General features: G+C 71.0%; 22 protein-coding genes and 1 pseudogene. 10 read left to right on the plus strand and 13 right to left on the minus strand.

From position 1 onward, the window contains the following. Nucleotides 1-9 precede the first annotated feature (9 nt). Together ACTWQO_RS17725 and ACTWQO_RS17730 are read left to right on the plus strand one after the other, a co-directional pair. A complete protein-coding gene (locus ACTWQO_RS17725) occupies nucleotides 10-1254 on the plus strand; it encodes an alginate lyase family protein (protein ID WP_443238292.1) in 1245 nt (414 codons plus the stop codon). Between the two features lie 96 nt (nucleotides 1255-1350). Further along, a complete protein-coding gene (locus ACTWQO_RS17730; protein ID WP_443238293.1) occupies nucleotides 1351-2955 on the plus strand; it encodes a carboxylesterase/lipase family protein in 1605 nt (534 codons plus the stop codon). Nucleotides 2956-2960: 5 nt separating this feature from the next. Here ACTWQO_RS17730 and ACTWQO_RS17735 read toward each other — a convergent pair whose 3' ends face one another. The 5 genes from ACTWQO_RS17735 to ACTWQO_RS17755 form a co-directional block, all read right to left on the minus strand. Further along, complete coding sequence (locus ACTWQO_RS17735) at nucleotides 2961-4010, minus strand: LacI family DNA-binding transcriptional regulator (protein WP_443238294.1); 1050 nt, start codon at nucleotides 4008-4010, stop codon at nucleotides 2961-2963. Between the two features lie 132 nt (nucleotides 4011-4142). After that, nucleotides 4143-5702 carry an amidase gene (locus ACTWQO_RS17740; RefSeq protein ID WP_443238295.1) on the minus strand — a complete coding sequence of 520 codons (1560 nt, stop codon included), beginning with the start codon at nucleotides 5700-5702 and terminating at the stop codon, nucleotides 4143-4145. Then, nucleotides 5699-5986: a hypothetical protein gene (locus tag ACTWQO_RS17745; RefSeq protein WP_443238296.1), complete on the minus strand. Its 288-nt coding sequence runs from the start codon at nucleotides 5984-5986 to the stop codon at nucleotides 5699-5701. Before ACTWQO_RS17745 ends, ACTWQO_RS17740 begins: the two co-directional genes overlap by 4 nt. A gap of 86 nt (nucleotides 5987-6072) precedes the next feature. Next, nucleotides 6073-6975 (minus strand): homocysteine S-methyltransferase, encoded by a 903-nt coding sequence (gene mmuM, locus ACTWQO_RS17750; protein ID WP_443238297.1) that lies wholly within the window; start codon nucleotides 6973-6975, stop codon nucleotides 6073-6075. Between the two features lie 164 nt (nucleotides 6976-7139). Then, nucleotides 7140-9242 carry an autotransporter gene (locus ACTWQO_RS17755; RefSeq protein WP_443238298.1) on the minus strand — a complete coding sequence of 701 codons (2103 nt, stop codon included), beginning with the start codon at nucleotides 9240-9242 and terminating at the stop codon, nucleotides 7140-7142. 185 nt (nucleotides 9243-9427) lie between these two features. Between ACTWQO_RS17755 and ACTWQO_RS17760 the strand changes: the two genes are divergently transcribed. From ACTWQO_RS17760 to ACTWQO_RS17775, 4 genes are all read left to right on the plus strand, one after another. Then, nucleotides 9428-10516, plus strand: a complete 1089-nt coding sequence (locus ACTWQO_RS17760; protein ID WP_443238299.1) for a glycoside hydrolase family 43 protein — start codon at nucleotides 9428-9430, stop codon at nucleotides 10514-10516. 1 nt (nucleotide 10517) lies between these two features. Continuing rightward, nucleotides 10518-11930 (plus strand): RICIN domain-containing protein, encoded by a 1413-nt coding sequence (locus tag ACTWQO_RS17765; protein WP_443238300.1) that lies wholly within the window; start codon nucleotides 10518-10520, stop codon nucleotides 11928-11930. Between the two features lie 76 nt (nucleotides 11931-12006). Then, nucleotides 12007-13044, plus strand: a complete 1038-nt coding sequence (locus ACTWQO_RS17770) for a rhamnogalacturonan acetylesterase (RefSeq protein ID WP_443238301.1) — start codon at nucleotides 12007-12009, stop codon at nucleotides 13042-13044. A gap of 65 nt (nucleotides 13045-13109) precedes the next feature. Next, nucleotides 13110-14801: a DUF2264 domain-containing protein gene (locus ACTWQO_RS17775; RefSeq protein WP_443238302.1), complete on the plus strand. Its 1692-nt coding sequence runs from the start codon at nucleotides 13110-13112 to the stop codon at nucleotides 14799-14801. Here ACTWQO_RS17775 and ACTWQO_RS17780 read toward each other — a convergent pair. Then, nucleotides 14785-15990, minus strand: coding sequence for a hypothetical protein (locus ACTWQO_RS17780; RefSeq protein WP_443238303.1), 1206 nt, complete (start codon nucleotides 15988-15990; stop codon nucleotides 14785-14787). The genes ACTWQO_RS17775 and ACTWQO_RS17780 overlap by 17 nt on opposite strands. After that, nucleotides 15990-16310 (minus strand): PadR family transcriptional regulator, encoded by a 321-nt coding sequence (locus ACTWQO_RS17785; RefSeq protein WP_443238304.1) that lies wholly within the window; start codon nucleotides 16308-16310, stop codon nucleotides 15990-15992. The genes ACTWQO_RS17780 and ACTWQO_RS17785 overlap by 1 nt, the downstream gene beginning before the upstream one ends. A 143-nt stretch (nucleotides 16311-16453) precedes the next feature. Here ACTWQO_RS17785 and ACTWQO_RS17790 point away from each other — a divergent pair, with 143 nt between their 5' ends. From ACTWQO_RS17790 to ACTWQO_RS17800, 3 genes are all read left to right on the plus strand, one after another. Then, entirely contained in the window at nucleotides 16454-16825 is a 372-nt protein-coding gene (locus ACTWQO_RS17790) for a VOC family protein (RefSeq protein WP_443238305.1), read from the plus strand. A 55-nt stretch (nucleotides 16826-16880) separates the two neighbouring features. After that, complete coding sequence (locus tag ACTWQO_RS17795; RefSeq protein ID WP_443238306.1) at nucleotides 16881-17630, plus strand: isocitrate lyase/PEP mutase family protein; 750 nt, start codon at nucleotides 16881-16883, stop codon at nucleotides 17628-17630. 111 nt (nucleotides 17631-17741) lie between these two features. Beyond that, nucleotides 17742-18167 carry an NUDIX hydrolase gene (locus ACTWQO_RS17800; protein WP_443238307.1) on the plus strand — a complete coding sequence of 142 codons (426 nt, stop codon included), beginning with the start codon at nucleotides 17742-17744 and terminating at the stop codon, nucleotides 18165-18167. Here the strand turns inward: ACTWQO_RS17800 and ACTWQO_RS17805 are convergent. The 6 genes and pseudogenes from ACTWQO_RS17805 to ACTWQO_RS17830 all read right to left on the minus strand — a co-directional run bounded on the left by ACTWQO_RS17805 (nucleotide 18154) and on the right by ACTWQO_RS17830 (nucleotide 22704). After that, nucleotides 18154-18879 carry a hypothetical protein gene (locus tag ACTWQO_RS17805; RefSeq protein ID WP_443238308.1) on the minus strand — a complete coding sequence of 242 codons (726 nt, stop codon included), beginning with the start codon at nucleotides 18877-18879 and terminating at the stop codon, nucleotides 18154-18156. The genes ACTWQO_RS17800 and ACTWQO_RS17805 overlap by 14 nt on opposite strands. Before the next feature lie 64 nt (nucleotides 18880-18943). Beyond that, complete coding sequence (locus ACTWQO_RS17810) at nucleotides 18944-20344, minus strand: hypothetical protein (RefSeq protein ID WP_443238309.1); 1401 nt, start codon at nucleotides 20342-20344, stop codon at nucleotides 18944-18946. Nucleotides 20345-20395: 51 nt separating this feature from the next. Beyond that, nucleotides 20396-21211, minus strand: coding sequence for an alpha/beta fold hydrolase (locus ACTWQO_RS17815; RefSeq protein WP_443238310.1), 816 nt, complete (start codon nucleotides 21209-21211; stop codon nucleotides 20396-20398). After that, entirely contained in the window at nucleotides 21204-21791 is a 588-nt protein-coding gene (locus tag ACTWQO_RS17820) for a TetR/AcrR family transcriptional regulator (RefSeq protein ID WP_443238311.1), read from the minus strand. Before ACTWQO_RS17820 ends, ACTWQO_RS17815 begins: the two co-directional genes overlap by 8 nt. Before the next feature lie 162 nt (nucleotides 21792-21953). Continuing rightward, nucleotides 21954-22097 (minus strand): annotated as a pseudogene (locus ACTWQO_RS17825) (DoxX family protein); the annotation flags it as partial. A 37-nt stretch (nucleotides 22098-22134) separates the two neighbouring features. Next, nucleotides 22135-22704, minus strand: coding sequence for a dienelactone hydrolase family protein (locus tag ACTWQO_RS17830; RefSeq protein ID WP_443238312.1), 570 nt, complete (start codon nucleotides 22702-22704; stop codon nucleotides 22135-22137). Nucleotides 22705-22762: 58 nt separating this feature from the next. Between ACTWQO_RS17830 and ACTWQO_RS17835 the strand changes: the two genes are divergently transcribed. Beyond that, the gene (locus tag ACTWQO_RS17835; protein ID WP_443238313.1) at nucleotides 22763-23347 is read left to right on the plus strand and encodes an ArsR/SmtB family transcription factor; all 585 of its coding nucleotides are present in this window, start codon (nucleotides 22763-22765) and stop codon (nucleotides 23345-23347) included. Nucleotides 23348-23384 lie beyond the last annotated feature (37 nt).

The raw sequence follows: 23384 nt of genomic DNA on the forward strand, positions 1-23384 counted from the left end.
GACGCATCAATGAGCCGCACTTCCCCCCACCGGCACCTCCCCACACCAGAGTTGAGCCGCCGCGGTCTGCTGAAGACCGCCGGCGGTCTCACCGCCGCCCTCGCCGTCGGCGGGTCCACGGCCGTGCTGACGGGCAGCACGGCCGGCGCGGCCCCCGCGACCTTCACCCACCCCGGCATGCTGCACAACTGGGGTGACATCAACCGCGCCAAGGTCCGCGTCGCCGCCGGCGACGACCCCTGGCTGTCCGGCTGGAACCGGCTGACCGCCAACTCCCACTCCCAGTCCACCTGGACGCCCCGCCCCACGGCCACGATCATCCGCGGCGGCGACGGCCAGAACTATCCCCAGCTCTACAACGACATCGCCGCCGCCTACCAGAACGCCCTGCGCTGGCACGTCGGCGGCACCGCCGCGAACGGCGACTGTGCCGTGCGGATCCTCAACGCCTGGTCGTCGACGCTCACCACCATCACCGGAAACGCCGACCGGTTCCTCGCCGCGGGGATCTACGGCTGGGAGTTCGCCAACGCGGCGGAACTCATGCGCGGATACGCCGGCTTCGACCTCGGCCGGTTCCAGAACATGATGCGCAACGTGTTCTACCCGCTCAACAACCAGTTCCTCACCGAGCACAACGGCGCCTGCATCACCAACTACTGGGCGAACTGGGACCTGTGCAACGTCGCGTCCGTCCTGGCCATCGGCATCCTGTGCGACGACGGCGCCAAGTACGACCAGGCCGTGAACTACTTCAAGAACGGCGCGGGCAACGGCGCCATCCGCAAGGCCGTGCCGTTCCTGCACCCGGACAACCTCGCCCAGTGGCAGGAGTCGGGCCGGGACCAGGGCCACACCATCATGGGCATGGGCCAGATGGGCGCCATCTGCGAGATGGCCTGGAACCAGGGCGAGGACCTGTACGGCTACGACGGCAACCGGTTCATGAAGGCCGCTCAGTACGTCGCCAAGTACAACCTCGGTGAGACCGTGCCGTTCACGAAGTACACCTGGGGCACCGGCGTCAACTGCGACTACCGGGAACAGACGGTCATCTCCGACGCCTCACGCGGCCAGGTCCGCCCGGTGTGGGCCATGCTCGACTCCCACTACCGGCGCCGCCGCAACCTGTCCGTCCCCTACCTGCAGCGCATCGCCCAGTCGGTCCTCCCGGAGGGGGGTGGCGGCGACTACGGCTCCACCAGCGGAGGCTACGACCAGCTCGGCTTCGGCACGCTGATGTACGCCAAATAGCCCTCCAGGCCACCTCGCTCACCGGAATAGTCGTTCGTGATGTGGTGCTCTGACATGTGCAGGGTGCACGAAGTGCGGCGAGAAGCAGGTGGGCGCATGACGGCAGACCAGGTGGGGCAGGTGACGGAGCCGGCGGAACGTCCGGTGATCAGGACGCCGTACGGGGCCGTGCGCGGCCGGTACGAGCACGGCGTCGCGGTGTTCCGGGGCATCCCGTACGCGGCGCCCCCGTTCGGCCCCCGCAGGTTCCGGCCGCCCGAGCGGCCGGAACCCTGGGACGGGGTGCGGGACGCGGGCGCCTTCGGGCCGACCCCGCCGAAACCGCCGTACTCCGAGGCCTTCGCGCAGTACCTGTCCGACCCGGTCGTCCCCGGCGACGACTGTCTCAACCTCAATGTCTGGACCCCCGACCCCGGCCCGGGCGCCCGGCTCCCGGTCATGGTGTGGCTGCACGGCGGCGCCCTGACCCGCGGCTCCTCCGCGGTACCCGTGTACGACGGAAGCCGCTTCGCCCGCGACGGCGTCGTCTTCGTCTCGGTCAACTACCGACTGGGAGTGGAGGGCTACGGACTGTTTCCGGACACCCCCGCCAACCCCGGCCTGCGCGACCAGCTCGCCGCGCTGGAGTGGGTGCACGCCTCGATCGAGGCCTTCGGCGGCGACCCCGCGCAGGTCACCCTGTTCGGCCAGTCGGCCGGCGCGATCAGCACCGGCGCACTGCTGGCCGCCCCGCAGGCACAGGGCCTCATCCGGCGCGCCGTGCTGCAGAGCGGGCCGCCGGAGGCCGCCGAGCGGGACAAGGTACGGCGGATGGTGCGCCGTATGGCCACCCGGCTGAAGATCCCCGCCACCGCCGCGGCCTTCGCCGACGTCGACCGGGACCTCCTCCTGCGCACCCAGACCGACGTGGGCAAGCTCAGCAGCCCGGTCCTCGGCGGGCCTGCCTTCGGGATCGTGATCGACGGCGATCTCGTCCCGCGCGACCCCCTGGAGGCCCTGGTCGAGGGCGACGCGGCGCGGGACGTCGACCTGATGATGGGCTGGACCCGCGACGAGTACCGGCTGTGGCTGGTGCCCGGCGGTCTCCTGGAGCGCGTCGACCGGCTCGGGCCGGTCGCCCTGGCCGGCGCCATGGCCCGCTGCCGCTGCGGACACGAGGTGCCGCGCGGCTACCGCGCCCTGCGCCCGGACGCGGGCATCGCCGAGATCGTCGGCCAGCTGGTCACCGACCACCTGCTGCGCCTGCCGCTGCACCGCCTGGCCGACGCCCGCCCGCAGTCGTCGTACGTCTACGAGTTCACCTGGCCCTCCGGCCTCCCCGACCTCGGCTCCTGCCACGCTCTGGAGCTCGGCTTCGTCTTCGACACCGGCGACGTCCCCGAGTCGCGGAAACTGGCCGGCGAGGGCGCCCCGCAGGAGCTGGCGGACGCGATGCACTCGGCGTGGGTGCGGTTCGCGACCGATGGCGACCCGGGCTGGCGGCACTGGGACGGTACCCATCCGGTCCGCATGTTCGGCGACGACGAGCCGGAGATCGCGTTCGGCCCGCGCGACGCGGAACTCGCCCTGTGGGCGGCCGACGCAAGGGCTCGGGAAGCGGTTCCGGAATCGGCGCCTGCGGATGGCGCGGTCGCGCGCGGTGCGGAACTGCGGTCGGTCGTACGGCGGTTGCGGCTGCCGGGGTCGGTACGGCGGTCCTGAACCGGTTACTTCGCCGCCACGGAGTCCCGCACCACGACATGCGTGCCCAGCAGCAGGTGCTCGTCCGGCGTTTCCGGGGTACGGCCCAGTGCCGTACGGACGGCGAGACGGCCCAGCTCCTCGTAGGGGACGTGGACCGTCGTCAGGGCCGGGTGGAGGTCGCGGGCGAAGGGAATGTCGTCGTAACCGGCCAGCGACACGTCGCCGGGAACGTTCAGGCCCGCCTCGTGCAGAGCGGTGAGCGCGCCCGCGGCGACCATGTCGGTGGCCGCCACCACGGCCGTGAACTCCAGCCCCCGCTTGAGGGCTTCGCGGATCAGACGGTGGCCGGCGTCGCGGGTGAAGTCGCCGTGGAGGAGCAGCGCCGGGTCGGGTTCCAGGCCGCGGGCGCGGTGTGCGGCGAGGTAACCGCGTTCACGACCCTGCGCGGTGGTGTGGTCGGGCTTGCCGCCGAGGAACAGCACCCGGCGGTGGCCCTGGGAGAGGACATGGGCGACCAGGGCGTAGGCGCCGCCTTCGTTGTCGTACTCGATGACCGTGACCGGTGCGCCCGGCCCCAGCGGCGGGCGGCCGCACAGGACCAGCCGGGAGCCCGCCGACGCCAGCTGGTCGGCCATCCGGCGGGTGCGCTCGCGGTATTCGTGGGTGTCGGCGGAGCCGCCGACCAGGATCACGGCGGCGGCCCGCTGCGCACGCATCATCTCGACGAACTCCAGCTCGTGCCGGACGTCGCCGTCCGTGCTGCACACGACGCACAGATGCCCGAGCCGGGTCGCCTCCCGTTCCACGCCGTGCGCCATGTGCGCGAACGACGGTCCGGTGATGTCCTCCAGCACGAACGCCAGCGTGGGCGTGCCGACCCCCGCGACCGCCTTGGCGCGCGCGTCGGCGACGTAGTCCATCTCGCGCACCGCCCGCATCACCCGGGTCCGGGTCGCCGAACTCACCGGATACACCCCGCCCAGCACCCGCGACACCGTCGACGCGGACACACCCGCGCGCGCCGCCACGTCCCGGATGGTGCTACGGCTCGTGTCCGCGCTCTTCCTCGTCATACTCCGCCCCGCCCCCTTCCTCAGCTGCGGCAACGCGGTGGAAACCGGTTCCCGATGCTGCGGAGGCTAGCAGTGGGGGAGGGCGGGGGACGAGAGAGCTGCGGCGGTCTGCTCGCCGGAGGGGCCGCAGGGCTATGCCGAGGTCGCCGCGGCATCCTCCGCCGACAGCCGCGGACGCGGCACAGCGGCTTTGAGCCGGGCCGTCGTCGTCGCCGGATCCGCCGGCCGCCGGGTATGCCAGTCGGTGACGGCCTGATAGGCCGCCGCGACCTCCAGCAGCCGGTCCTCCTCGTAGGGGTGGCCGCCGAGGATCGCGCCGGCCGGGATGCCGGCGCCGTCGAACCCGATGGGGAAGGCGATCTCGGGCAGCCCGAGGATGTCGAAGGGCACCGGGCCGGTCTGCAGGACGACGTCGCAGCGGCTCATGACCCCGTCCAGCACCTCCCGCAGCAGATGATGCTTGGCACGCTGGGCCGTGATCCACTCGTCGCCCGACAGCATCAGGCCCTGCAGCCAACTCAGCAGCGACACACCGAACTTGGTCGGATCCGTACGCAGCCAGTGCCGGAACGGCTCGGTGCGCTCCGCGAGCCGGGCGGCGTTGAAGGTGCCCGTCAGCAGGGGCCAGTCGTCCGGGTACGTGACCTCGACGAGCGTCACGCCCGCAAGCGCCTCCAGCCTGTCCAGGAACGCACCGCGCAGCTCCTTCTGCCCGGACAGGAAATCAGCGGGCACCCCGATCCGGGTGGCCCGGCGCATCCGGACGGTGCCCGTTCGGGAGACGACGGGTGTGGCGGCGCGGACGAGGTCGGGCACGGCGGGCAGGCCGAGCGTACGGGGGTCCTTCGCGTCCGGCCCTGCCATGATCTGCGCCATGATCGCCGCGTCCATGGCGTCCCGCGCCAGCGGTCCCGCGTGGTCACGGGTGAAGGAGAGCGGGATGACGCCGTGCACGGACACCCGGCCCATCGTCGGCTTCAGTCCCGTGAGGTTCTGCTGGTTGGACGGCAGGACGATCGAACCGCCGGTCTGCGTCCCGATCGACGAGGCCGCGAGCCGCCCGGCGACCGCACAGGCCGGACCGGTCGACGAACCACCTGGGTCGACGGACGGGTCCTCGGGTGTCCAGGCGTTGACCGTGGTGACCGTGCCGTTCGGCTTCGTGGCCCGGGTCGTGGCGAGCGGCCCCATCTGCCCCTTGCCGAGCACGATCCCGCCGGCCGCGGTCAGCCTCGTCACGGCCGTGGCGTCCTCGTCCGGGACGAAGTCCTCGAAGATGTACGAGTTGCAGCGCGTCGGCACGCCTCGGGTGAAGTAGTTGTCCTTGATGCACAGCGGAATGCCGCGCAGGGCGCCTCCCGATCCGCGGTCCGCCGCACGCGCCGCCTTGAGCGCGGCCTCTCCGGTGACCTCCGCGTACGCCTGATAGGTGGCGTCGTAGCGCTCGATCCGCTCCAGGTAGGCCTCGGTCAGCACCGTGGACTTGAGCCTGCGGCGCTTGATGAGGGTGACGGCCTCGGCGAGGGTGGCCTCGGTGGGGTCGGTGCGGGCGGCCTGTCGTACGTCGACGTCGGGGACGTGTACGGGCGTTGTGGCGGCCCGTGCCGAGGTCGCGGAGACCTGGAGGGCCGCTCCGCTCGCCACGGCCATCGAACTCGCCAGAAACACACGCCGGTTGAGAGCACGGCTCATCGCGGGTCCGCCTTCCCGGTCCATGCCTCGGTGATCGACGGGTACAGCAGCGGCGGTGCGGCCTGTTGGGCGTACTCGGGTCCGTCGGCCGACGGAGCCCAGCCGGATATCGCGCCGGGCGTGGCCGCCACGAACGACCGCAGTGCGGCGAGCACCTGAGCCCGCGTCGGAACCCCGGTGTCGGGGTCGGTCTCCTCGGGCAGCAGGGCGAGATCGAAGCCGGCCAGCGCCAGCCGGGTTCTCACATAGGCGTCCAACTGTTCCTGCGTGGGCGGCTCGGACACGGCAGCCTCCATGATCGGCGGACGGGTAGGAGGACTTCATCATCGGCGCGTGAAGTCCCCATTGAGCCCGTGCTTCGCAGGAGTTACTACAGCGAGCGCGCGATCGACGTGATCGCCTCCGGCCCCACCCGGCAGCACCCGCCGATCAGCCGCGCCCCGGCGTCCTGCCAGCCCCGCACCTGCTCGGGCGCGAAGCTGGAGCGGCCGGTCCAGGCACGGGCCTCGGCGTCCCAGGCCTCGCCACTGTTGGGGTAGACGACGACCGGCTTACCGGTCACCCGGGCCGCGATCCGGATCGCGCCGTCGACGTCCTCGGGGGCGCAGCAGTTCACCCCGACCGCGATCACCTCGTCCGCGTCGGCGGCCGGCGCGAACGCCTCCTCCAGCGGCTGACCGGCCCGCGTGCGGTCCCCGTCGACCGTGTACGACAGCCAGGCCGGGACGCCGAGTCCGCGCACCGCCCGCAGCAGCGCGGTCGCCTCGTCGGCGTCCGGAACCGTTTCCAGCGCCAGTACGTCGGGCCGGGCGCCGGCCAGCACCTCGATCCGAGGGCGATGGAAACGCTCCAGCTCAGCCACGCTCAGCCCGTACCGCCCCCGGTACTCGGAGCCGTCCGCGAGCATCGCCCCGTACGGGCCCACCGACGCGGCCACCCACAGCGGCCGGTCCGTCCGTGCCCGACGAGCGGCCTCCCGGGCCAGCTCCACACTGAGCGCGAGCAACTCGGCCGCCCGCTCCCGGCCGATCCCGCGCTTGCCGAAGCCCTCGAAGGTGGCCTGATAGCTGGACGTGATCGCCACGTTCGCGCCCGCCTCGAAGTAGGCGAGGTGAGCCTCGACGATCGCCTCGGGCCGCTCGGCCAGCAGCCGCGCCGACCACAGCTCGTCGCTCAGGTCGTGCCCGGCGGACTCGAACTGGTTGGACATTCCGCCGTCGAGGACGACGGCGCCGGCGGCGAGGGCTTCGGCGAGGCTGACGGTGCTGGTCATGCTGACGACGGTAGCCGAGGCGGGAGGGGGGCCGGCATGTGAGACACCGGTGCATCGCCGAGCGCTCTAGCCTTGCCGCATGCCTGACATGCGCGTGAACTGGCCCCGCGGCTGGGGTTCCCGCAGGCGCCGAGCGGGCGCTGACGCCTGTGCCGTGCGCCCCGCTACGCCGCGTGCCGCCCGCCCCGACGCCGTCCTCCACGGCCCCGTATCCGTCGCGTCGCCGGCACCATCAGCCCGCCCAGCAGGCCGAGCCCCAGCGCGTACGGCCACCAGCCGAACGTCTCGCTCTCCGCGCTCGCCGTCCGCGTGTCCGCGGGAGCCGCGCCGGCCGCCGCACGGGTGGAGACGGTCGGCGAAGGGCTCGCGGTGGCTGCCGTCGTCGTCAGGACGACGTCGTTGCCGTCGCCGCCCCGGTAACTGATCCGGTACGTCGTGTTCGCGAGCTTCAGCCGGGCGCCCTCCCGCAGGCCGGTGAACGTGCCGGTGGTCTTCGCCCGGCCGGTGTGGTTGAGGATCTTGATCTCGCGTGCGGGCCGCGTGCCGGCGGCGGACACATCGAGGTCCCCGGCCAGCCGGACCGCTCCCGCGACCTTCAACGGCTTGTCTCCCAGGACCAGTTGGCCCTTCGCACGCTGGGTGTAGGCACCGGTCACGGCGACACCGCCCGCGACCACGCCGTCGTTCGTCACCGAGCCCTTCACCGTGCCCTTGCCGGAGAGGGCAGTAGCCACACGCAGGACCCCCGTACCCGCGTCCAGCCGTGCCCCCTCCGACATGAGCCGAATCGCCCTGCTGCGTACGAGAGTTGCCCCGTCCCGCAGTGCCAGGGTGCCCTTCTTGACGGTCGTGGCCCCGGTGTACGTCACCGAGCCGCCCGTGAGCGTGGTCGTCGCCGCGCCCGACTGCACGAGCGACCCGCTGCCGCTGACGTGCGTCAGTTTCACCGAGTCGGTCACGTTCCGCACGACGAGCGTTCCCTTGTTCACCACCCGCCGCTGCTCCGTGCCCGTCAGCAGCGAGCCGTCACCGCCCCGCTTGCCCGAGCCGAGCCGCAGCACCGCCCCCTTCTCCACGGTGGTCGAGCCGTCGTAGTACTGCTTGGCCGCGAAGGTGACGTCGTTGCCGGGCGTCCCGGCGATGACGATGTCGCCGGCGCCGGGCGCGGACAGCGTGTCGTGGAAGACGCCGCCGCCGATCGGCGCACCCAGCGTCACCGGCCCGTTGTAGTTGAAGGTCAGCAGCGAACGCGATCTGGCCGCGAGCAAGTTGATGTACACGGTCTCGGCGGTCCCCGGCATGAAGATCTTGTTCGTGGTGCCGTCGCCCCACTGGACGTTCGCGCCCTTGATGTTGGTGCCGCGCTTGTTGATGTTCTTCCGTGCGGGCGTCCAGTTCAGGGCGGGGTCGCTGAGCGAGGGGTTGGTGTCGCCGCCCTGGTTGGACCAGCTGTACTGGCCGGTGAGCACGACCTTGCTGCCCGGTCGGGACTGGACGTTGATGTCGCTGCCGTACTCGCGCTGGTAGAAGTCCATGCGCTGGGTGACGGTCTGGCCCAGCGGGGTGTCGACGGTCCAGGTGCCCTGGTTGAGGACCTTGCGCATGTTGGGCAGTGACGTCGCGTACTCCGGTCGTCCGGCGTTCGCCTGCGTGCCGTTGTCTATCACCCCGGAGAAGGGGTGGGTGCCCGAGATGTCCCAGGTGCCCCACAGGAACCTCGGCTGGGTGATCAGCCCGGAGCCGCTGATCGTGCCCAGGTTGTAGGCGCTGGTCAGGGACAGCCGTAGGGTGCCGTCGACCCGGATGTTGTCCTGGTTGAGCCGGAACGCCGGGGTGTTGTACGGGAAGCGGCCGATCAGCCCGGTCGTGCCGCCGTTTCCGTACTGCAGCGTCGCCCCGCGCTCGACCGTGATCGCGGGCGGGTCCGGGTTGGCCGTGGTGACGTACGGGTGGTTGCCGCCCTGCGTCGTGACCTTCTGCCGCTGCCGGGACTTCGGCAGCGTGAAGTCACTGTCCTTGGTCAGGACCAGGGTGCCGGTGCCGCGCACGGTCAGGGTGCCCTCGCCGTGGAACGCGCCGTCGTACGTCGTCGTCCCCGACGGCACCGTGACGACCGTGTCGCCGTTGAGCGTCACGTCGCGGTCCGCGAGGACGTCGGCGGTGACGTCCCGGGCGCCTGCGGCCTGGGCAGGGGGAGCGGTCACCAGGAAGGCGACGGCCGCGAAGGCGCCCGCGGCCGCTGCTGTCTTGTGGGGGAAGCTGCTCACGTCACAGGAGACGCGCCGGGTCGGCGACGGATAACAGAAATCTGCCCGACAAAATTCGGCGCGTCAGTCCCGTTGACCTCCTCGTGACACCCCCATACCTTTTCGGCGTTCGTAATCACAGATGACGTTCGCGATACCGAACGACAACCGAACATCAAACTTCTTGCCCCCGAGAGGCAGCCCGTATGAGCCGCTACGAACCCCATGCCCTCGACCGCAGACTGATGCTGAAGGGCGCCCTGGCCGCGGGTGTCCTGGCCGCCGCCCCCTCGGTGGCCCACGCCGCCACCGACGCACCCAGCCGGAAGGCCGCACCGTTCGTGAACCCGCTCGTCCGCAACCGCGCCGACCCGCACATCCACCGCCACAGCGACGGCCACTACTACTTCACGGCGACCGCCCCCGAGTACGACCGCATCATCCTGCGCCGCTCCCGCACCCTGAACGGGCTCGCCACCGCCGCCGAGTCGGTCATCTGGACCAAGCACGCCACCGGCCCCATGGGCGCGCACATCTGGGCGCCGGAGATCCACCGCATAGGCGGGAAGTGGTACATCTACTTCGCCGCCGCGCCCGCCGAGAGCGTGTGGGACATCCGGATCTGGGTCCTGGAAAACGCCAACAGGGACCCCTTCAAGGGGGCGTGGGTGGAGCGCGGCCAGCTGAAAACGGCCTGGGAAACGTTCTCTCTCGACGCCACCACCTTCACCCACCGCGGCACCCGCTACCTGAGCTGGGCACAGCACGAGCCCGGCATGGACAACAACACCGGCATCTTCCTGTCCAGGATGGCGAACCCCTGGACCCTGACGGGACCCCAAGTCCGGCTCTCCACCCCCGAGTACGACTGGGAGACCATCGGCTTCAAGGTCAACGAGGGCCCCTCCGTCATCGCCCGCCACGGCCGGCTGTTCATGTCGTACTCCGCCAGCGCCACCGACGCGAACTACTGCATGGGCCTGCTCACCGTCGACGCGGACGCCGACCTGATGAACCCCGCGAACTGGTCCAAGTCGCCGACGCCGGTCTTCACCAGCAACGACACGACCAAGCAGTACGGCCCCGGACACAACAGCTTCACGGTCGCCGAGGACGGTCGCACCGACGTCCTCGTCTATCACGCCCGCCAGTACAAGGAGATCGTCGGCGACCCGCTGCACGACCCCAACCGGCACACCCGCATCCAGAAACTGGGCTGGAAACCGGACGGCACCCCCGACTTCGGTATCCCCGTGGCCGACACGGCAGCCGGTCCCGCGAAGGAGAGTGCCTGAGATGAGACGTGCGTACGCGGTTCTGCTCGCCCTCTGTCTGGCACTGGCCGGCGCCCTGGTCACCGCGGGCCCGGCGCAGGCCGCACCCCAGACCATCACGAACGGCACGCAGTTCACCGACGTCAACGGTTCCCCCGTGCACGCCCACGGCGGCGGGGTCATCAAGGTCGGCTCGTACTACTACTGGTTCGGCGAGCACCGCAACGCCGACAACACCTTCCGCTACGTCGACGCCTACCGCTCCAGCGACCTGAAGAACTGGGAGTTCAGGAACCACGTCCTGACCGAGGCCAGCGACCCGGAGCTGGCCACCGCCAACATCGAGCGCCCGAAGGTCATGTACAACGCGTCCACCGGCAAGTTCGTGATGTGGATGCACAAGGAGAACGGCGTCGACTACAGCGAGGCCCGCGCCGCCGTGGCCGTCTCCGACACCGTCGACGGCAACTACACCTGGCAGGGCAGCTTCCGTCCGCTCGGCCAGCACATGTCCCGCGACATCACGGTCTTCGTCGACACCGACGGCACCGGCTACATGATCTCCGCCGCCCGCGAGAACTACGACCTCCAGATCTACCGCCTGACCAGCGACTACACGGGCATCGCCGCCCTGGTCGCGGACCCCTGGCACGGCGGCCACCGCGAGGCCCCGGCGCTGTTCAAGCGGAACGGCGTCTACTTCATGCTGACGTCGGGCGCGACCGGCTGGAGCCCCAACCAGCAGCAGTACGCCACCGCCACGAGCATCGCCGGCCCGTGGACGGCCATGAAGAACGTCGGCGACTCGACTACCTACGGCTCGCAGACCGCGTACGTCCTTCCCGTGCAGGGCACGTCGACCACCTCGTACCTCTACCTGGGCGACCGCTGGGGCAACTCCTTCGGCGGCACCGTCAACGACTCCCGCTACGTCTGGCTGCCGTTGACCTTCCCCTCCTCCACCTCGATGTCGATGTCCTGGTCCCCAGAGGTCACCATCGACACGGCCACCGGCACGATCAGCGGCGCGAGCGCCACGTACAACACCCTGATCGCCCGGCACAGTTCCAAGTGCGCCGACGTGACCAGCCAGTCGCTGTGGCAGGGCGCGCAGCTCAAGCAGTACGACTGCAACGGCGGCACCAACCAGAAGTACTGGTTCAAGTCGGTGGGCAGTGGCTACTACCAGTTGGTCGTGAGAAACAGCTCTCTGTGCGTCCAGGAGAACGCGAGCACGGTCACCCAGGAGAACTGCAACGCCTCCGCGACGGGCCAGCAGTGGTCGCTCACCACCACCGGCTCCTACGTCACCATCAAGTCCCGCGCGACCGGTGAGTGCCTGGACGTGAACGGCGCGTCCACCGCCAACTCCGCCGCGATCATCACGTACACCTGCAACGGGGCGACGAACCAGCAGTGGACGCGCGGGGTCTAGAAAGCGCTTGCCAAGCGCGATACGGTCCAGCGGCCAAGCCTGAGCCTGCCGCTGTTGTCGTCGGAGGGAGCCGCGCATGAGACGTTTCGCCCTGACCGCCCTGGTGGCGGCCACGCTGGGAACCGCGCTGTCCGCCGTACCCGCCCGTGCCCACCAACGGCCGCTGGACCTGTCCTACTGCACCGCCACCGCCTGCCACTTCGACCTCCCGCCCGGCACGTACGACGTGAAGGTCCTCGTCGGCGGCGAGACCGCGTCCAGCACGAGCATCACCGGCGAGACCCGCCGCGCTCTCCTCCCCGAGACAGCCGCCGAGGCCGGTGAGCACGTCGCCCGCAGCTTCACCGTGAACGTCCGCACCCCCGAGGGCGAACCCACCGGCGCCGACGGAACTCCCGGCCTGGACCTGCGACTCGGCGGCTCGGCCCCCGCCCTCGCCGACATCAAGGTCACCCCCGCCCGGCACGCCCGCCAGATCTTCCTCGTCGGCGACTCCACCGTCTGCGACCAGCCCGGTGACCCGTACTCCGGCTGGGGCCAGCAGCTGCCGCAGTTTCTCCGCAAGGGCGTGTCCGTCGCCAACTACGCCGACTCCGGCGAGAGCACGGTCAGCTACCTGCAGAATCCCCAACTCTGGGCCACGGTCCAGCCGTTGATCCACCGCGGCGATCTCGTCCTGATCCAGCTCGCCCACAATGACAAGACGACCGACGGGGCGACATACCGGGCCAACCTCGAGACACTGGTCGCGGGCGTACGCGAGAAGGGCGGGACCCCGGCCCTGGTGACCCCCATCGTGCGACGCTGGTTCAACTCCGACGGCACCCTGAACAACGGCACCGCGCTCCTCGTCAACGGCCTCGGCGTCGACCACCCGGCCGTCACCCGCTCGGTCGCCGCCGCGCACGACGTCCCGCTGATCGACTTGACGGCGAAGACGAAAACGCTCGTGGAGTCCTTGGGTGTCGAGGCGTCCAAGGCGCTGTACCTGTACAACGAGAAACGGGACAACACGCACACCTCCGTGCACGGGGCCACGGTGTATGCGGAACTTGTCCGTGCAGAACTCGTCGCCCAGCATCTGGTGCCCAAGGGCCTGGTGCGGGTGGGATGAGCACCTGGGGCGCTTCGACCGGAACCGGAGCGCCCCAGGCCCTTGCCGGAAGGAAAGCGCTGTAGATGGAACTGCCCCGCGACGACCGTGATCTGAGCCCGTTCACCGGTTACACCCGCGCTCACTGGGAGGACGCCGCCGACGCCCTGCTCACCGCGGTCGAGCCGTACGCGACCGAGGACCGTGCGCTGTACCACCTGCCCGGCGACCGCAGCAGCTGGTCGGGCCGGCTGTCGGACGGCCTGGAGGGCTATGCCCGTACGCTCCTGCTGGCGGCCTTCCGCCGGGACGAGACCGCGCTGGAGCGTTACGCGGACGGACTCGCGGCGGGCGTCTCCGGCGTCTGGCCGCGTATCGAGGACCGCAGCCAGCCGCTGGTCGAGGCGGCCTCGATCGCTCTCGCCCTGCGGCTGACCCGCCCCCTGCTCTGGGACCGTCTGGACGACGGCGTCCGGCAGCGCGCCACGGCTTGGCTGGGCGACGCGCTCACCGCCGAAGCCTGGCCCTGCAACTGGGAGTTGTTCCCGGTGACGGTGGGCGGCTTCCTCCAGGAAATCGGTTGCGAAACCGAGGCGTCCCGCGCCGCGATCGACCGCGGTCTGGAACGCATCGAGAAGTGGTACATCGGCGACGGCTGGTACACCGACGGCGACGGCCGCAAGTTCGACTACTACAACGGCTGGGCCATGCACCTCTACCCGGTGCTGCACGCCTGGCTCGCCGACGACACCGAGCTGCTCGACCTCTACGGCGGCCGGCTCGCGCGCCATCTGGAGGACTACGCCCGCCTGTTCGGCGGCGACGGCGCCCCCCTGCACCAGGGCCGCTCCCTGACGTACCGGTTCGCCACGACGTCCCCGCTGTGGCTGGGCGCGCTGACCGGCCGTACCCCCCTGTCGCCGGGCGAGACCCGACGGCTGGCCTCGGGAGCGCTGCGCTACTTCCTCGACCGGGGTGCCGTGGACGACAACGGCCTGCTCACCCTCGGCTGGCACGGCCCCGACGAGGCGCTCCTGCAGGGCTATTCGGGCCCGGCGTCCCCCTACTGGGCCAGCAAGGGTTTCCTCGGCCTGCTCCTGCCGCTGGACCACGAGGTGTGGACGGCGACCGAGGAGCCCGGACCGACGGAACGCTCCGACGCCGTGACCCCGGTCCACCCCGTCAACTGGCTGATCCACTCCACCCGTTCCGACGGCCTGGTCCGCCTCCACAACCACGGCAGCGAGGACGTCCGCTACGACCCGTACTACACCCGGCTCGCGTACTCGACGGTGACGCGGCCCTCACCGTCGTACGACAACAGCGTGATCGTCGACGACGACCCGAGCCGCGCGGACATCGTGCCGTTGGGTGTGGGGGAGGGGTGGGCCGCCTCCCGGCACCGGGCGGCGGGCGGGGCCCGGGTGACGAGCCTGGTGCTGGCGCGCGGGGCGGTGGAGGTGAGGGCCTTCAGGGTGTGCGGTGCTCCGGAGGGCACCTCGGTGCGGATCACGGGATGGGCGGCGGAGGACGGGGCGCGTGCCGAACTCCTGCCCGTGGTGGGCCTGAACGACGAACTCACGGGATCGACGACCGACGACGACACCCTCTTTGTCGCGCTCGCCCGGCTGACCGCTGATCCGGAACCGATCCCTCTTGCGGACTCGGCCGCCGTACATCTCGACGGAGCAGGGGAGTTGACCGTCCGCTGGAGTGGCGGCACTGAGACGCGGGCTCGGCTGGACGACGGGGCGGTGGACGTCAGCGTAGGAGCGTGAGCAGCCGGGGGAGGCGTGCGCCCAGGGCCGCGCCGAGGATGCCGAACGGCAGCAGGCCCCACACCGGAACGAAGACCAGGACCCAGAAGACGGCGTCCTTGACGTTCACGCCGACCGGGTAACCGGTTTCGCCGTCCAACAGGAGGCGGCCGTCGACGCCGTACCAGTGCAGGGCCTCCGCCAGCCACACGACGAAGAGGAGCAGGGCGGCGAGGAGTGCGGTCCATGCCGTGGTCTGGATGCCCGTGCGGAAGGAGCGGCGCAGCGCCGCGGTGATCGTCGACCCCGTGAAGGAGACCACGATCGGGGCCAGGAAGAGGCAGAACGCCCAGAGGTCGCCCTGCCGCCGTGCCGCCAGCAGGAAGCAGACGGCGAGCGTCAGGGCCGTGGCGAGTCCGGCGCGGCGGGCGAACGGGCTGGTGGTGAGGGAGCGCGGCGGGACCAGGACGACTCCGAGGCAGCCCGCCAGGAACACGGACAGCACCACGGCGTGGGCGGCGCTCAGGACCCCCTCGTGCGCCGGGGACCGGGCCAGCACATGGGCGGTGAGCGCGACGGATGCGACCACTCCGGCGAGTCCGACAGCGGTGACGGCCGGACCCGACACCGGCATGCCCACGCGGCGTCCGCGAGCCAGGGCGAGGGCGACCAGGGCGCCGACAAGAGCGGCGAAGGTCACCGCGAACAGGCGCATCGCGGGCAGCGTCTGCCCGACCGCCAGGTCCACGGCCAGCACCGCCCACACGGTCAGCACCCCGGCGGCCAGTACGGGCTTCGGGCGCACGGACGGTGGGAACAGGGCGGCCCGGGCGCACCCGGCCGCGAACCGCCACCGGGCCGCACCACCAGGCACATGCGCCAGCTCCGCGCTCATCGCCGCGCCCCAGGACCGCCGGTGCTCGGGAAGGACCGCGACGGCGGTGGCCAGCAGGCGCGCCGGGCCGTCCGGGGCGAGCCGACCCGCTGTGGGCCTGGTGGAGTTCGTGGACCTCCACCAGGCCCGGCACAGCACATGAGTCGCGATCAGTGACGGCGCGGCGAACACGGACCAGAGGATCAGGATCGGCAGATAGCCCTCGTCGGCGGTGTTCGGCTGCCCGGCGGTGGCGAAGGCCAGCGCCAGAACGCCGGTGAACGCTCCCGCGACGGCGACCAAGGCACCGAGCTCAAGACGGTATCGGGTAGGCATCAGGCCCCCTCCCAGCCCGGCCGCGGCAGGGTCACGGGCCGTACCGGTGCCGACGAGGCGGCCAGTTCGGTCGCCAGGGCCAGACCCGGGCCGGTCAGCCGGTACAGGTGCCGGGGCGGACGGCCGGGCGGTGCGTCCTTTTCCCACGCGGTTTCCAGCAGTCCGCGGTCGGCCAGCCGCATCAGGATCGGGTACACCGATCCGGCCTGCAGATCCAACTGGCGGCACAGCTCGTAGCCGTACCGCCAGTCGGAGGGTTCCTCGGCCAGCGCCAGCACCACCGCGGTGGTCTGCGCCGACGGGCGTCGAGTGCGGGGCATGGCCATAACTCTATATAGGTAGAGTCCCGGTGGCCATGCCACGGACCTTACGACCGCGTCAGACGCGCGCCGGGCGCCGGACCGTTGCCGTACCCGCCCGCAATTGCGTTGCCCGGGCCCGCCGGGTGGCCAAGAATCCCCGCATGACTTCCACGATCCGCCATACGAGCATCGACTGCGCCCACCCCTACGAACTCGCCACCTTCTGGTCGCGGGTCCTGGACCTGCCCGTGCACGAGGACGACAAGCCCGGCGACGAGGAAGTCCTGATCGAGGGCGCGGACCTGCTGTTCATCGCCGTGCCGGAGGCCAAGAGCGTCAAGAACCGCGTGCACTTCGACCTTCAGCCGCAGGACCGCACGCGTGACGAGGAGGTCGAGCGGCTCCTGGCCCTCGGCGCCACGCTGCTCGACGACCGCCGCAATCCGGACGGCACCGGCTGGGCGGTCCTCGCCGACCCCGAGGGCAACGAGTTCTGCGTGGAGCGCGGTGCGGGGGAGTGGGCAGGCAGCTGACCTGGCCGGAACAGTTCGGCGGGCACCGAAGCAACCCGGCCGTACGGTGCCGGGTATGAGCTTCGCCGACCTCCACCACGCAGACGAGCCCCTGCTGCTGCCCAATGCCTGGGACCACGCCTCGGCATCCGCCCTCGCCACCCAGGGCTTCCCCGCGGTCGCGACGACGAGTCTCGGGGTGGCCGCGGCCGTCGGCGTACTCGACGGCGTCTCCGCGACCCGGGAACACACGCTGCACCTCGCCCTCACCCTCGGCTCGGAGCCGTTCTTCCTCTCCGTCGACGCCGAGGACGGCTTCAGCGAAGACCCCGACGAGGTGGCGGAGTACGCACGCGAACTGGCGGTCGTCGGCGCCGTCGGCATCAATCTGGAGGACGGCCTCGGGCCCGTCGGCCGGCACGCCGCGAAGATCGCCGCGGTCAAGTCGGCGGCGCCCGGTCTCTTCGTCAACGCGCGCACCGACGCACACTGGCTAGGAGACGGCGAGGAAACCCTGAGCCGCCTCGACGCCTACCAACAGGCGGGCGCCGACGGCGTGTTCGTCCCCGGGCTGACCGATCCCCAGGAGATCGCCCGCCTGGTCAAGCACCTCGACGTACCCCTCAACATCCTCTACTCACCCACCGGCCCCACCGTTCCCGCCCTCGCCGACCTCGGCGTGCGGCGCATCAGCCTCGGCTCGCTGCTGTACCGGCGGGCGCTGGGCGCGGCCCTGGAAACGGTTGCTGCCCTCCGGGCGGGGCATACGCCGCAGGGCGCGGCGCTGTCGGTCGGGGAGGTGCAGGCGTTGGCTCGTACACCGTGAGACCGACGGCACAGACCGGAACGGGCCCGGCTGGTACCGTGGATGCTTTCGTGGGTATCAGAACCTTTGTACTCAGCACCGTACTCATCACCGGCGAGGGACCGAGGAACCATGGACATGGACGTCCCCGGCGACAGGCGACTGGCGGCTGCCGTCGTGATGAACGACGAGCAGCAGGTGCTGCTGGTGCGCCGCAGTGAGAAGGAGCGGTTTCTGCCGCGGGTGTGGGGCGTGCCGTGCGGGAAGCTGGAGCCGGGAGAGAGTCCCGAGGACGGCGCGCTGCGTGAGCTGAAGGAAGAGACCGGTCTGCTCGGCGAGATCGTACGGAAGATCGGCGAGTCGTCCTTCGTCAGCGACTACCGGGGCCACGAGACCAAGAACTGGCAGGACAACTTCCTGGTCAGGCCGTTGTCCGGGGAGATCAGCCTGCCCCAGCCCGACCAGGAGCACATCTGGCTGCGGCCGTCCGAGCTGACCCGGGTCGACATCGACGACTACAACCTCGACGTCGTACGCCAGGCCCTCATGAACTCCTGAGCAGTTCCGCCAGAGAGCCGAGCGCACCCAGATAGTCCGCCGTGCTCAGCGGCACCTTCGCCACCGCCCCCGGATGCGGACCCGCCGCCGTGAACACATCGGTGCTGCGCCGCCGTTCGCTTCCCGTTTCCAGAAACAGCGTCACGGTCGGCCGGTCCGTGTCGCACCAGGCGCGGTGCAGGGTGTGCGGCGGCAGGGCGTACGAGCTGCCGGCCGCGTACTGCCCCACATGCGTCAGCCGCAGCCGGGCCGGACCCGCCGGCGCCAGTCGCCAGTCCGCCGAACTCTCCGCCAGGGACTCCTCGTACCGGTCCGCCGCGATCCCGCCGTCGCCCCGCACCTCGTACAGCTCCATGGCCAGCCGCCCCCGGACGATGTAAGAGGCCAGCGGGGAACGGTGGTTGTGGATGTCCTCCTTGCCGATCCCGCCCGTGCCGGGATGCCACAGGTGTGCGCGCAGCATGTGCCGGGGGCCGCCGTCGATCAGCAGGAGCTTGTCGAAACCGAGTACATGGCGGTACGACAGCCTGGCGCATCCTTCCGGATCGCCCTCCCCGGAGGCGAGTTCGGCGATCAGCTCCAACAGGCGCTCGGAGGAGCCCAGTTCGGCGACGACGGAACGGGCGGCGGTCGCGAACTCGCGCTCGGACAGCTCACCGTCCAGCGCCGAGGCCAGCAGCCGCCGAGCCCCCAGAACCTGCCGACCGCCCATGCACATCCTCCAACTCCCGCTCGCGACAGGCGAGTTCGCTCGACCTTCCGTTGCCACTCAGCGCTCAAGCCTCTGGCTGATACATCCATACGGCATGGGCCCGCAGCGCGCAAAGGCCTTGATACGTCATCCAGATAGGCCGGCGCAGCTGCGTGCCGTCACCGAGCCCCCAGGTCCAGATGCCGCCGGACTGCCCCGCCCACACCGCGGCGACGGCACCGTCCAGCCGCTCCCGCCACCGCTCCTCAAGCCCTTCGTCACGGGCGATCCGCCGTGCCGTGGGCGACATCAGGGCGCGCACCACCCAGGCGGCGGTGAAGTGCCGTACGTTCAGCACTTCGTGGCGCGAGGGGTCGTCGGTGCGGGGGCGCCGTACCTCCTCGCGGAGGTTGGCCAGGTCGGCGCAGGAGTCGTGCGGTCCGTCCGGGCAGGACAGCAGCCAGCGGACGCCGTCCTCCCGGGTGGCGCGGGCGGACGCGTTGTCGCCGAGGACCACGGCCGCCCGGTCGAGGGCGACCACCGCCTGGGCGGTGTGCAGCGCGGACGCCCTGCCGTTGTCCAGGTCGAGCCGGTAGTCCCAGCAGCGCAAGTGCTCGCGGCCCGGGTCGCTGAGCGCGCCGTCGACGATCGCCTCGCGCAGCCGGGGCAGCAGGGCGGAGTCGGGCGCGGCCCGCAGCAGTCCGCGCAGCACGGTCGTCACGACGTGCGTCGACTCCCGTCCGGCGCGGTCGAGTTCATGGGTGAACCCGGTCGCGCACCGGGCCACCTCGTCCGCGAGCCGCTCCCGCGACGCCCCCGCCCGGGCCAGCGCGCCCAGCACCAGCGCGGTGACCTCCGGACGCGGCTCCGACCCCTGCGAGCGGGCCGACCAGCCGCCGTCCGGGAGCCGCAGCCGCCACAGGGTGTCCACCAGGTCCCCGGTCGACAGCCGTCCGTCGGGCGTGCCGAGGTCGAGCACGGTGTGCAGGCCGTAGGCCGTGCCGACCGCGGTGGGCCGGGCGGGGCTGCTCTCGCCCAGGGAGTGTGCCCAGCCGGTGAGCCGCCCGCGGTCCGGGTCGTCGACGACCGCCAGTTGCTCGGCGAGAGCGTCGTACGCACCGGCGAACACCTGGGGAAGCGGGCCGGGCGCGAGGGCCGGACCGATCGCCGGAGCCACTGTGCTCGGCACGCGTGCGACAGCGGCGGCCCGGGCCCGCACCAGCGCCGCCGCCAGCCAGGCGGCGAGCCCCGTGCCGAGGCCGCTCACCCCGGCGATCAGATACTTGGCGGCCTCTCCGTCGAGGGAGTCGGGCAGTACACCGAACAGGAACTGGAACACCCCGTATCCGGCCGCCGCACAGCCGAGTCCGCCGAGCCAGCCAACGAACCGCGCCGGCTGCGCACCGCCGTCGCCGTCGCCGCCGTCCGGCACCGGGGGCACCGAACCGGGCCCGCGCGGCCTGCGGCCCAACTGCTGCTGAGACAAGGCGCGTTCCCTCCCCCGTGCGCGGCACGTGACATTCGCGAAGCTTCCAGTCTAAGTGGTCGGCGTGGCGCCTGGGGCGCCGACCGGAACCAGCGTTTCCGCGAGCCGCTGGGCAAAGAGGACGGGTTCCTGGACGGCGCCGAGGTGTCCGCCGGGGAACTCTGCGAAGTCGCCGCGCAGGGCCTGGGCGAGGAACTCGGCGGTGCGGTGAAGGAGTTGGCCGCGGGAGTCGGTTCCGGCGGCGAGGGTGAGGCGGGAGGAGAGGGAGGTGAGCTTCTTGAGGTCGGGAGCGTACGAGGTGAACGGGCGCAGGACATGGCGGAGGGAGAGGGCCATGGGATGGGCCAACTCCTCGTCACGCGAGAGACGTTGAACGTCCGAGACCTCCGTGGGCTCGCTCGACGTCAGCATGGCGGTCATCAGGGAGGCGGCGGCCGCGAGCCCCGCCGCGCGATAACGGTCGCACACCTCCGCGAACATGGCCTGATGCCGTGCCCCGTCGGGCAGCACACCGACGCTCGGCGGTTCGTGCGCGATGACGTGCCGCAGCCGTTCGGGATGCCGGGCGAGCAGATCGAGGGCCACGACTCCGCCGGCGCTGGTACCGTAGACGTACGCGGACTGCCCGTCGGGGAGTACGGCGTCTAGCACCCGGCCGGCGCCGTCGCTCCAGTCCTCGACCTGCTGGTCGGCAACGGGCAGCCCGAGGCGCCCGTGCGCGAGCCCGAGCGGGTCGTACGTCACGACCGTGAACCGCTCGGCGAGCCTCGCCGTCATCCCGTCCAGGCCCATGGGGTGCCCGGCACCACCGGGAACGATGAGCAGGACGGGCCCGCTGCCGGCTATGTCGTAATACAGGTCAGTCACGCTTCTCCTTGCTTCGGGGCCAGTGATCCAACGCCACGTGCAGCGCCGCCACCGCCGCGTCCCATGATTTCCGCACATCGCGAGGCGCACCGAAGCCGCCGCCCGCCTCCAGGGCGCAGTAGCCGTGGAAGGTGCTGCGCAACAGGCGTACGGCGTCGGTGAGATCGGGCTCTTCGAGGCCGTACGCGCGCAGCATCCCGTAGGTGATCTCGGTGGTGCGGCGCAGGACGGGGGACTCTGCGACGAGGGCCTGGTCGATGCGGATCTGTGTGGCGGCGTACCGCCCCGGGTGCTCCAGCGCGTACGCGCGGTAGGCCCCGGCGAACGCGACCAGCGCGTCCTTGCCTGCCCGGCCCGCCACGGCGACGGCGATCCGCTCGATCATCTCCCCACCGGCGAGCAGCGCGACCCGGGTACGCAACTCCTGGAGGCTCTTGACGTGCGAGTAGAGGCTCGCGTCCTTCACGCCGAAGTGGCGGGCCAGGGCGGAGAGGGTGACGTTCTCGAAGCCGGTTTCGTCGGCGAGGTCGGCGGCGGCCTGGGTGAGGCGGTCGGGGGTCAGGCCGGCTCTGGGGCTCATGGGGGCAGCTTACCTAGGGGTCCTAGGTTTTGGCCTGGTGGTTTTCGCCTAGTGACCTGCCCAACTGGAGCCGCACTTGCCGAAGAACACTGGTCGAGGCGGGCCGACCGTTGGTTGCTCTGGGCTGCCTGGCCACCAACCCACGTCTGAGTGCGTACTACCTCACAGCCTGGTGGCCAGCCAGACAGTCACGGCCGCGGTGGCGGTGAGCCCGACGTTGAGCGTGATCCGGCGGTCTTCGCCGGTCAGGTGGACGGCGATCGCACCGGTCTGCAGGAGTACGAAGCCGATGGCCGCGGCTGGTGCACACCGGACGATCTGCCAACCTCTCCGATCAGCACACCTAGCGCGAGCCGAGGAACTCGATCGCCCGCCGGGTCAGGAGCTTGGCAGCGTCCGGGTCGTAGGACGACAGCGAATTGTCCGCGAACAGGTGCTGGTCTCCGGGGTACAGGAACATCTCCGCGTCAGCGCAGTCGGAGACGAGCGCGCGGGCAGCGTCGATGTCCTCAGTGAACAACGGATCGGCTTCCTTCGCATGCACCTGCACCGGCACATGGTCAGGCCATGCCGAACCGAACTCCGAGACGGGGATGCAGGCGTGGAACAGGAGCGCGCCCCGCGCGCCCGCCCGCGTCTGCGCCAGCTTCTGGGCGGGCAGCACACCGAGCGAGAAGCCGACATAAACGGTGTCCCGCGGCAGGAGTTCGGCCGCGCGGACACCGCGCTCGGTGATCTCGCCGAACCCGACCTGCTCCACGTAGCCCATGCCCTCCTCAAGGGAGCCGAACGTTCGCCCGTCGAAGAGATCGGGCGTGTGGACGGTGTGGCCGGCCGCGCGGAGTTCGTCGGCGAAAGCGGCGACTCCGGGGGTCAGCCCCTGCGAGTGATGGAACAGTACGACCTCTGTCATGCCCGAACCCCTTGCCTCGTGGGTAGCGAATGATCCGGAACTTTAGAATAATCGAGAGGTGTCGAACAATACTCGCCTCCCCGACTACGACCTTGCCGACGTCACAGATGTGACAGCCCCGGCCCAGCTCCGCGCGCTGGCCAACCCACTGCGCAACGCCATCCTCGAGCTGCTCCTCGAACGCGCCGCGACCGTAAGCGAACTGGCCTCCGCACTCGGCCGCCCCAAGAGCACGGTCGCGCACCACGTGAGCGCCCTGGCCGATGCCCAGCTGCTGAAGGTCGTGCGGACCCGCCGGGTGCGAGCCATCGACGAGCGCTACTACGGCCGCACCGCGCGCATCTTCCGCGTCGGCACGATCAGCCCGACCGACGGCGAGACCACGCCGTACTGCAACAATGATCTCGCCACGGCCGCCGCCGAGTCGGCCCCCGCACACCAGGCAGATCAACTCTCCTCGATCGTGCGGCACGTACGGATCCCGCGGGAGCAGGCCCGCGAGTTCTGGGCGCGGGTCCTGGAACTCGCCAACGACTACGCGCAGCTGCCGCGCGGAGGCGATGTGGTGTACGGCTTCGCGGCCGGCCTCTACCCGACTGATTATCCGGCGCTGCCAGAGGCTGAGCCTCCAGCGAAGGACTGACCTGCAACCCAAGTCATGGCGTCCGCAGCCGCGACCT

Source organism: Streptomyces sp. 4N124 (assembly GCF_052245395.1).
Lineage (GTDB): Bacteria > Actinomycetota > Actinomycetes > Streptomycetales > Streptomycetaceae > Streptomyces.

What these genes read in the sequence shown, in the direction of transcription:
- ACTWQO_RS17800 (WP_443238307.1), top strand. Translation starts at nt 17,742, where the DNA reads ATGGACATGGACGTCCCCGGCGACAGGCGACTGGCGGCTGCCGTCGTG.
- ACTWQO_RS17795 (WP_443238306.1), top strand. Translation starts at nt 16,881, where the DNA reads ATGAGCTTCGCCGACCTCCACCACGCAGACGAGCCCCTGCTGCTGCCC.
- ACTWQO_RS17780 (WP_443238303.1), bottom strand. Translation starts at nt 15,990, where the DNA reads ATGCCTACCCGATACCGTCTTGAGCTCGGTGCCTTGGTCGCCGTCGCG.
- ACTWQO_RS17790 (WP_443238305.1), top strand. Translation starts at nt 16,454, where the DNA reads ATGACTTCCACGATCCGCCATACGAGCATCGACTGCGCCCACCCCTAC.
- ACTWQO_RS17760 (WP_443238299.1), top strand. Translation starts at nt 9,428, where the DNA reads ATGAGCCGCTACGAACCCCATGCCCTCGACCGCAGACTGATGCTGAAG.
- ACTWQO_RS17830 (WP_443238312.1), bottom strand. Translation starts at nt 22,704, where the DNA reads ATGACAGAGGTCGTACTGTTCCATCACTCGCAGGGGCTGACCCCCGGA.
- ACTWQO_RS17740 (WP_443238295.1), bottom strand. Translation starts at nt 5,702, where the DNA reads ATGAGCCGTGCTCTCAACCGGCGTGTGTTTCTGGCGAGTTCGATGGCC.
- mmuM (WP_443238297.1), bottom strand. Translation starts at nt 6,975, where the DNA reads ATGACCAGCACCGTCAGCCTCGCCGAAGCCCTCGCCGCCGGCGCCGTC.
- ACTWQO_RS17730 (WP_443238293.1), top strand. Translation starts at nt 1,351, where the DNA reads ATGACGGCAGACCAGGTGGGGCAGGTGACGGAGCCGGCGGAACGTCCG.
- ACTWQO_RS17775 (WP_443238302.1), top strand. Translation starts at nt 13,110, where the DNA reads ATGGAACTGCCCCGCGACGACCGTGATCTGAGCCCGTTCACCGGTTAC.
- ACTWQO_RS17770 (WP_443238301.1), top strand. Translation starts at nt 12,007, where the DNA reads ATGAGACGTTTCGCCCTGACCGCCCTGGTGGCGGCCACGCTGGGAACC.
- ACTWQO_RS17820 (WP_443238311.1), bottom strand. Translation starts at nt 21,791, where the DNA reads ATGAGCCCCAGAGCCGGCCTGACCCCCGACCGCCTCACCCAGGCCGCC.
- ACTWQO_RS17735 (WP_443238294.1), bottom strand. Translation starts at nt 4,010, where the DNA reads ATGACGAGGAAGAGCGCGGACACGAGCCGTAGCACCATCCGGGACGTG.
- ACTWQO_RS17765 (WP_443238300.1), top strand. Translation starts at nt 10,518, where the DNA reads ATGAGACGTGCGTACGCGGTTCTGCTCGCCCTCTGTCTGGCACTGGCC.
- ACTWQO_RS17805 (WP_443238308.1), bottom strand. Translation starts at nt 18,879, where the DNA reads ATGGGCGGTCGGCAGGTTCTGGGGGCTCGGCGGCTGCTGGCCTCGGCG.
- ACTWQO_RS17725 (WP_443238292.1), top strand. Translation starts at nt 10, where the DNA reads ATGAGCCGCACTTCCCCCCACCGGCACCTCCCCACACCAGAGTTGAGC.
- ACTWQO_RS17785 (WP_443238304.1), bottom strand. Translation starts at nt 16,310, where the DNA reads ATGCCCCGCACTCGACGCCCGTCGGCGCAGACCACCGCGGTGGTGCTG.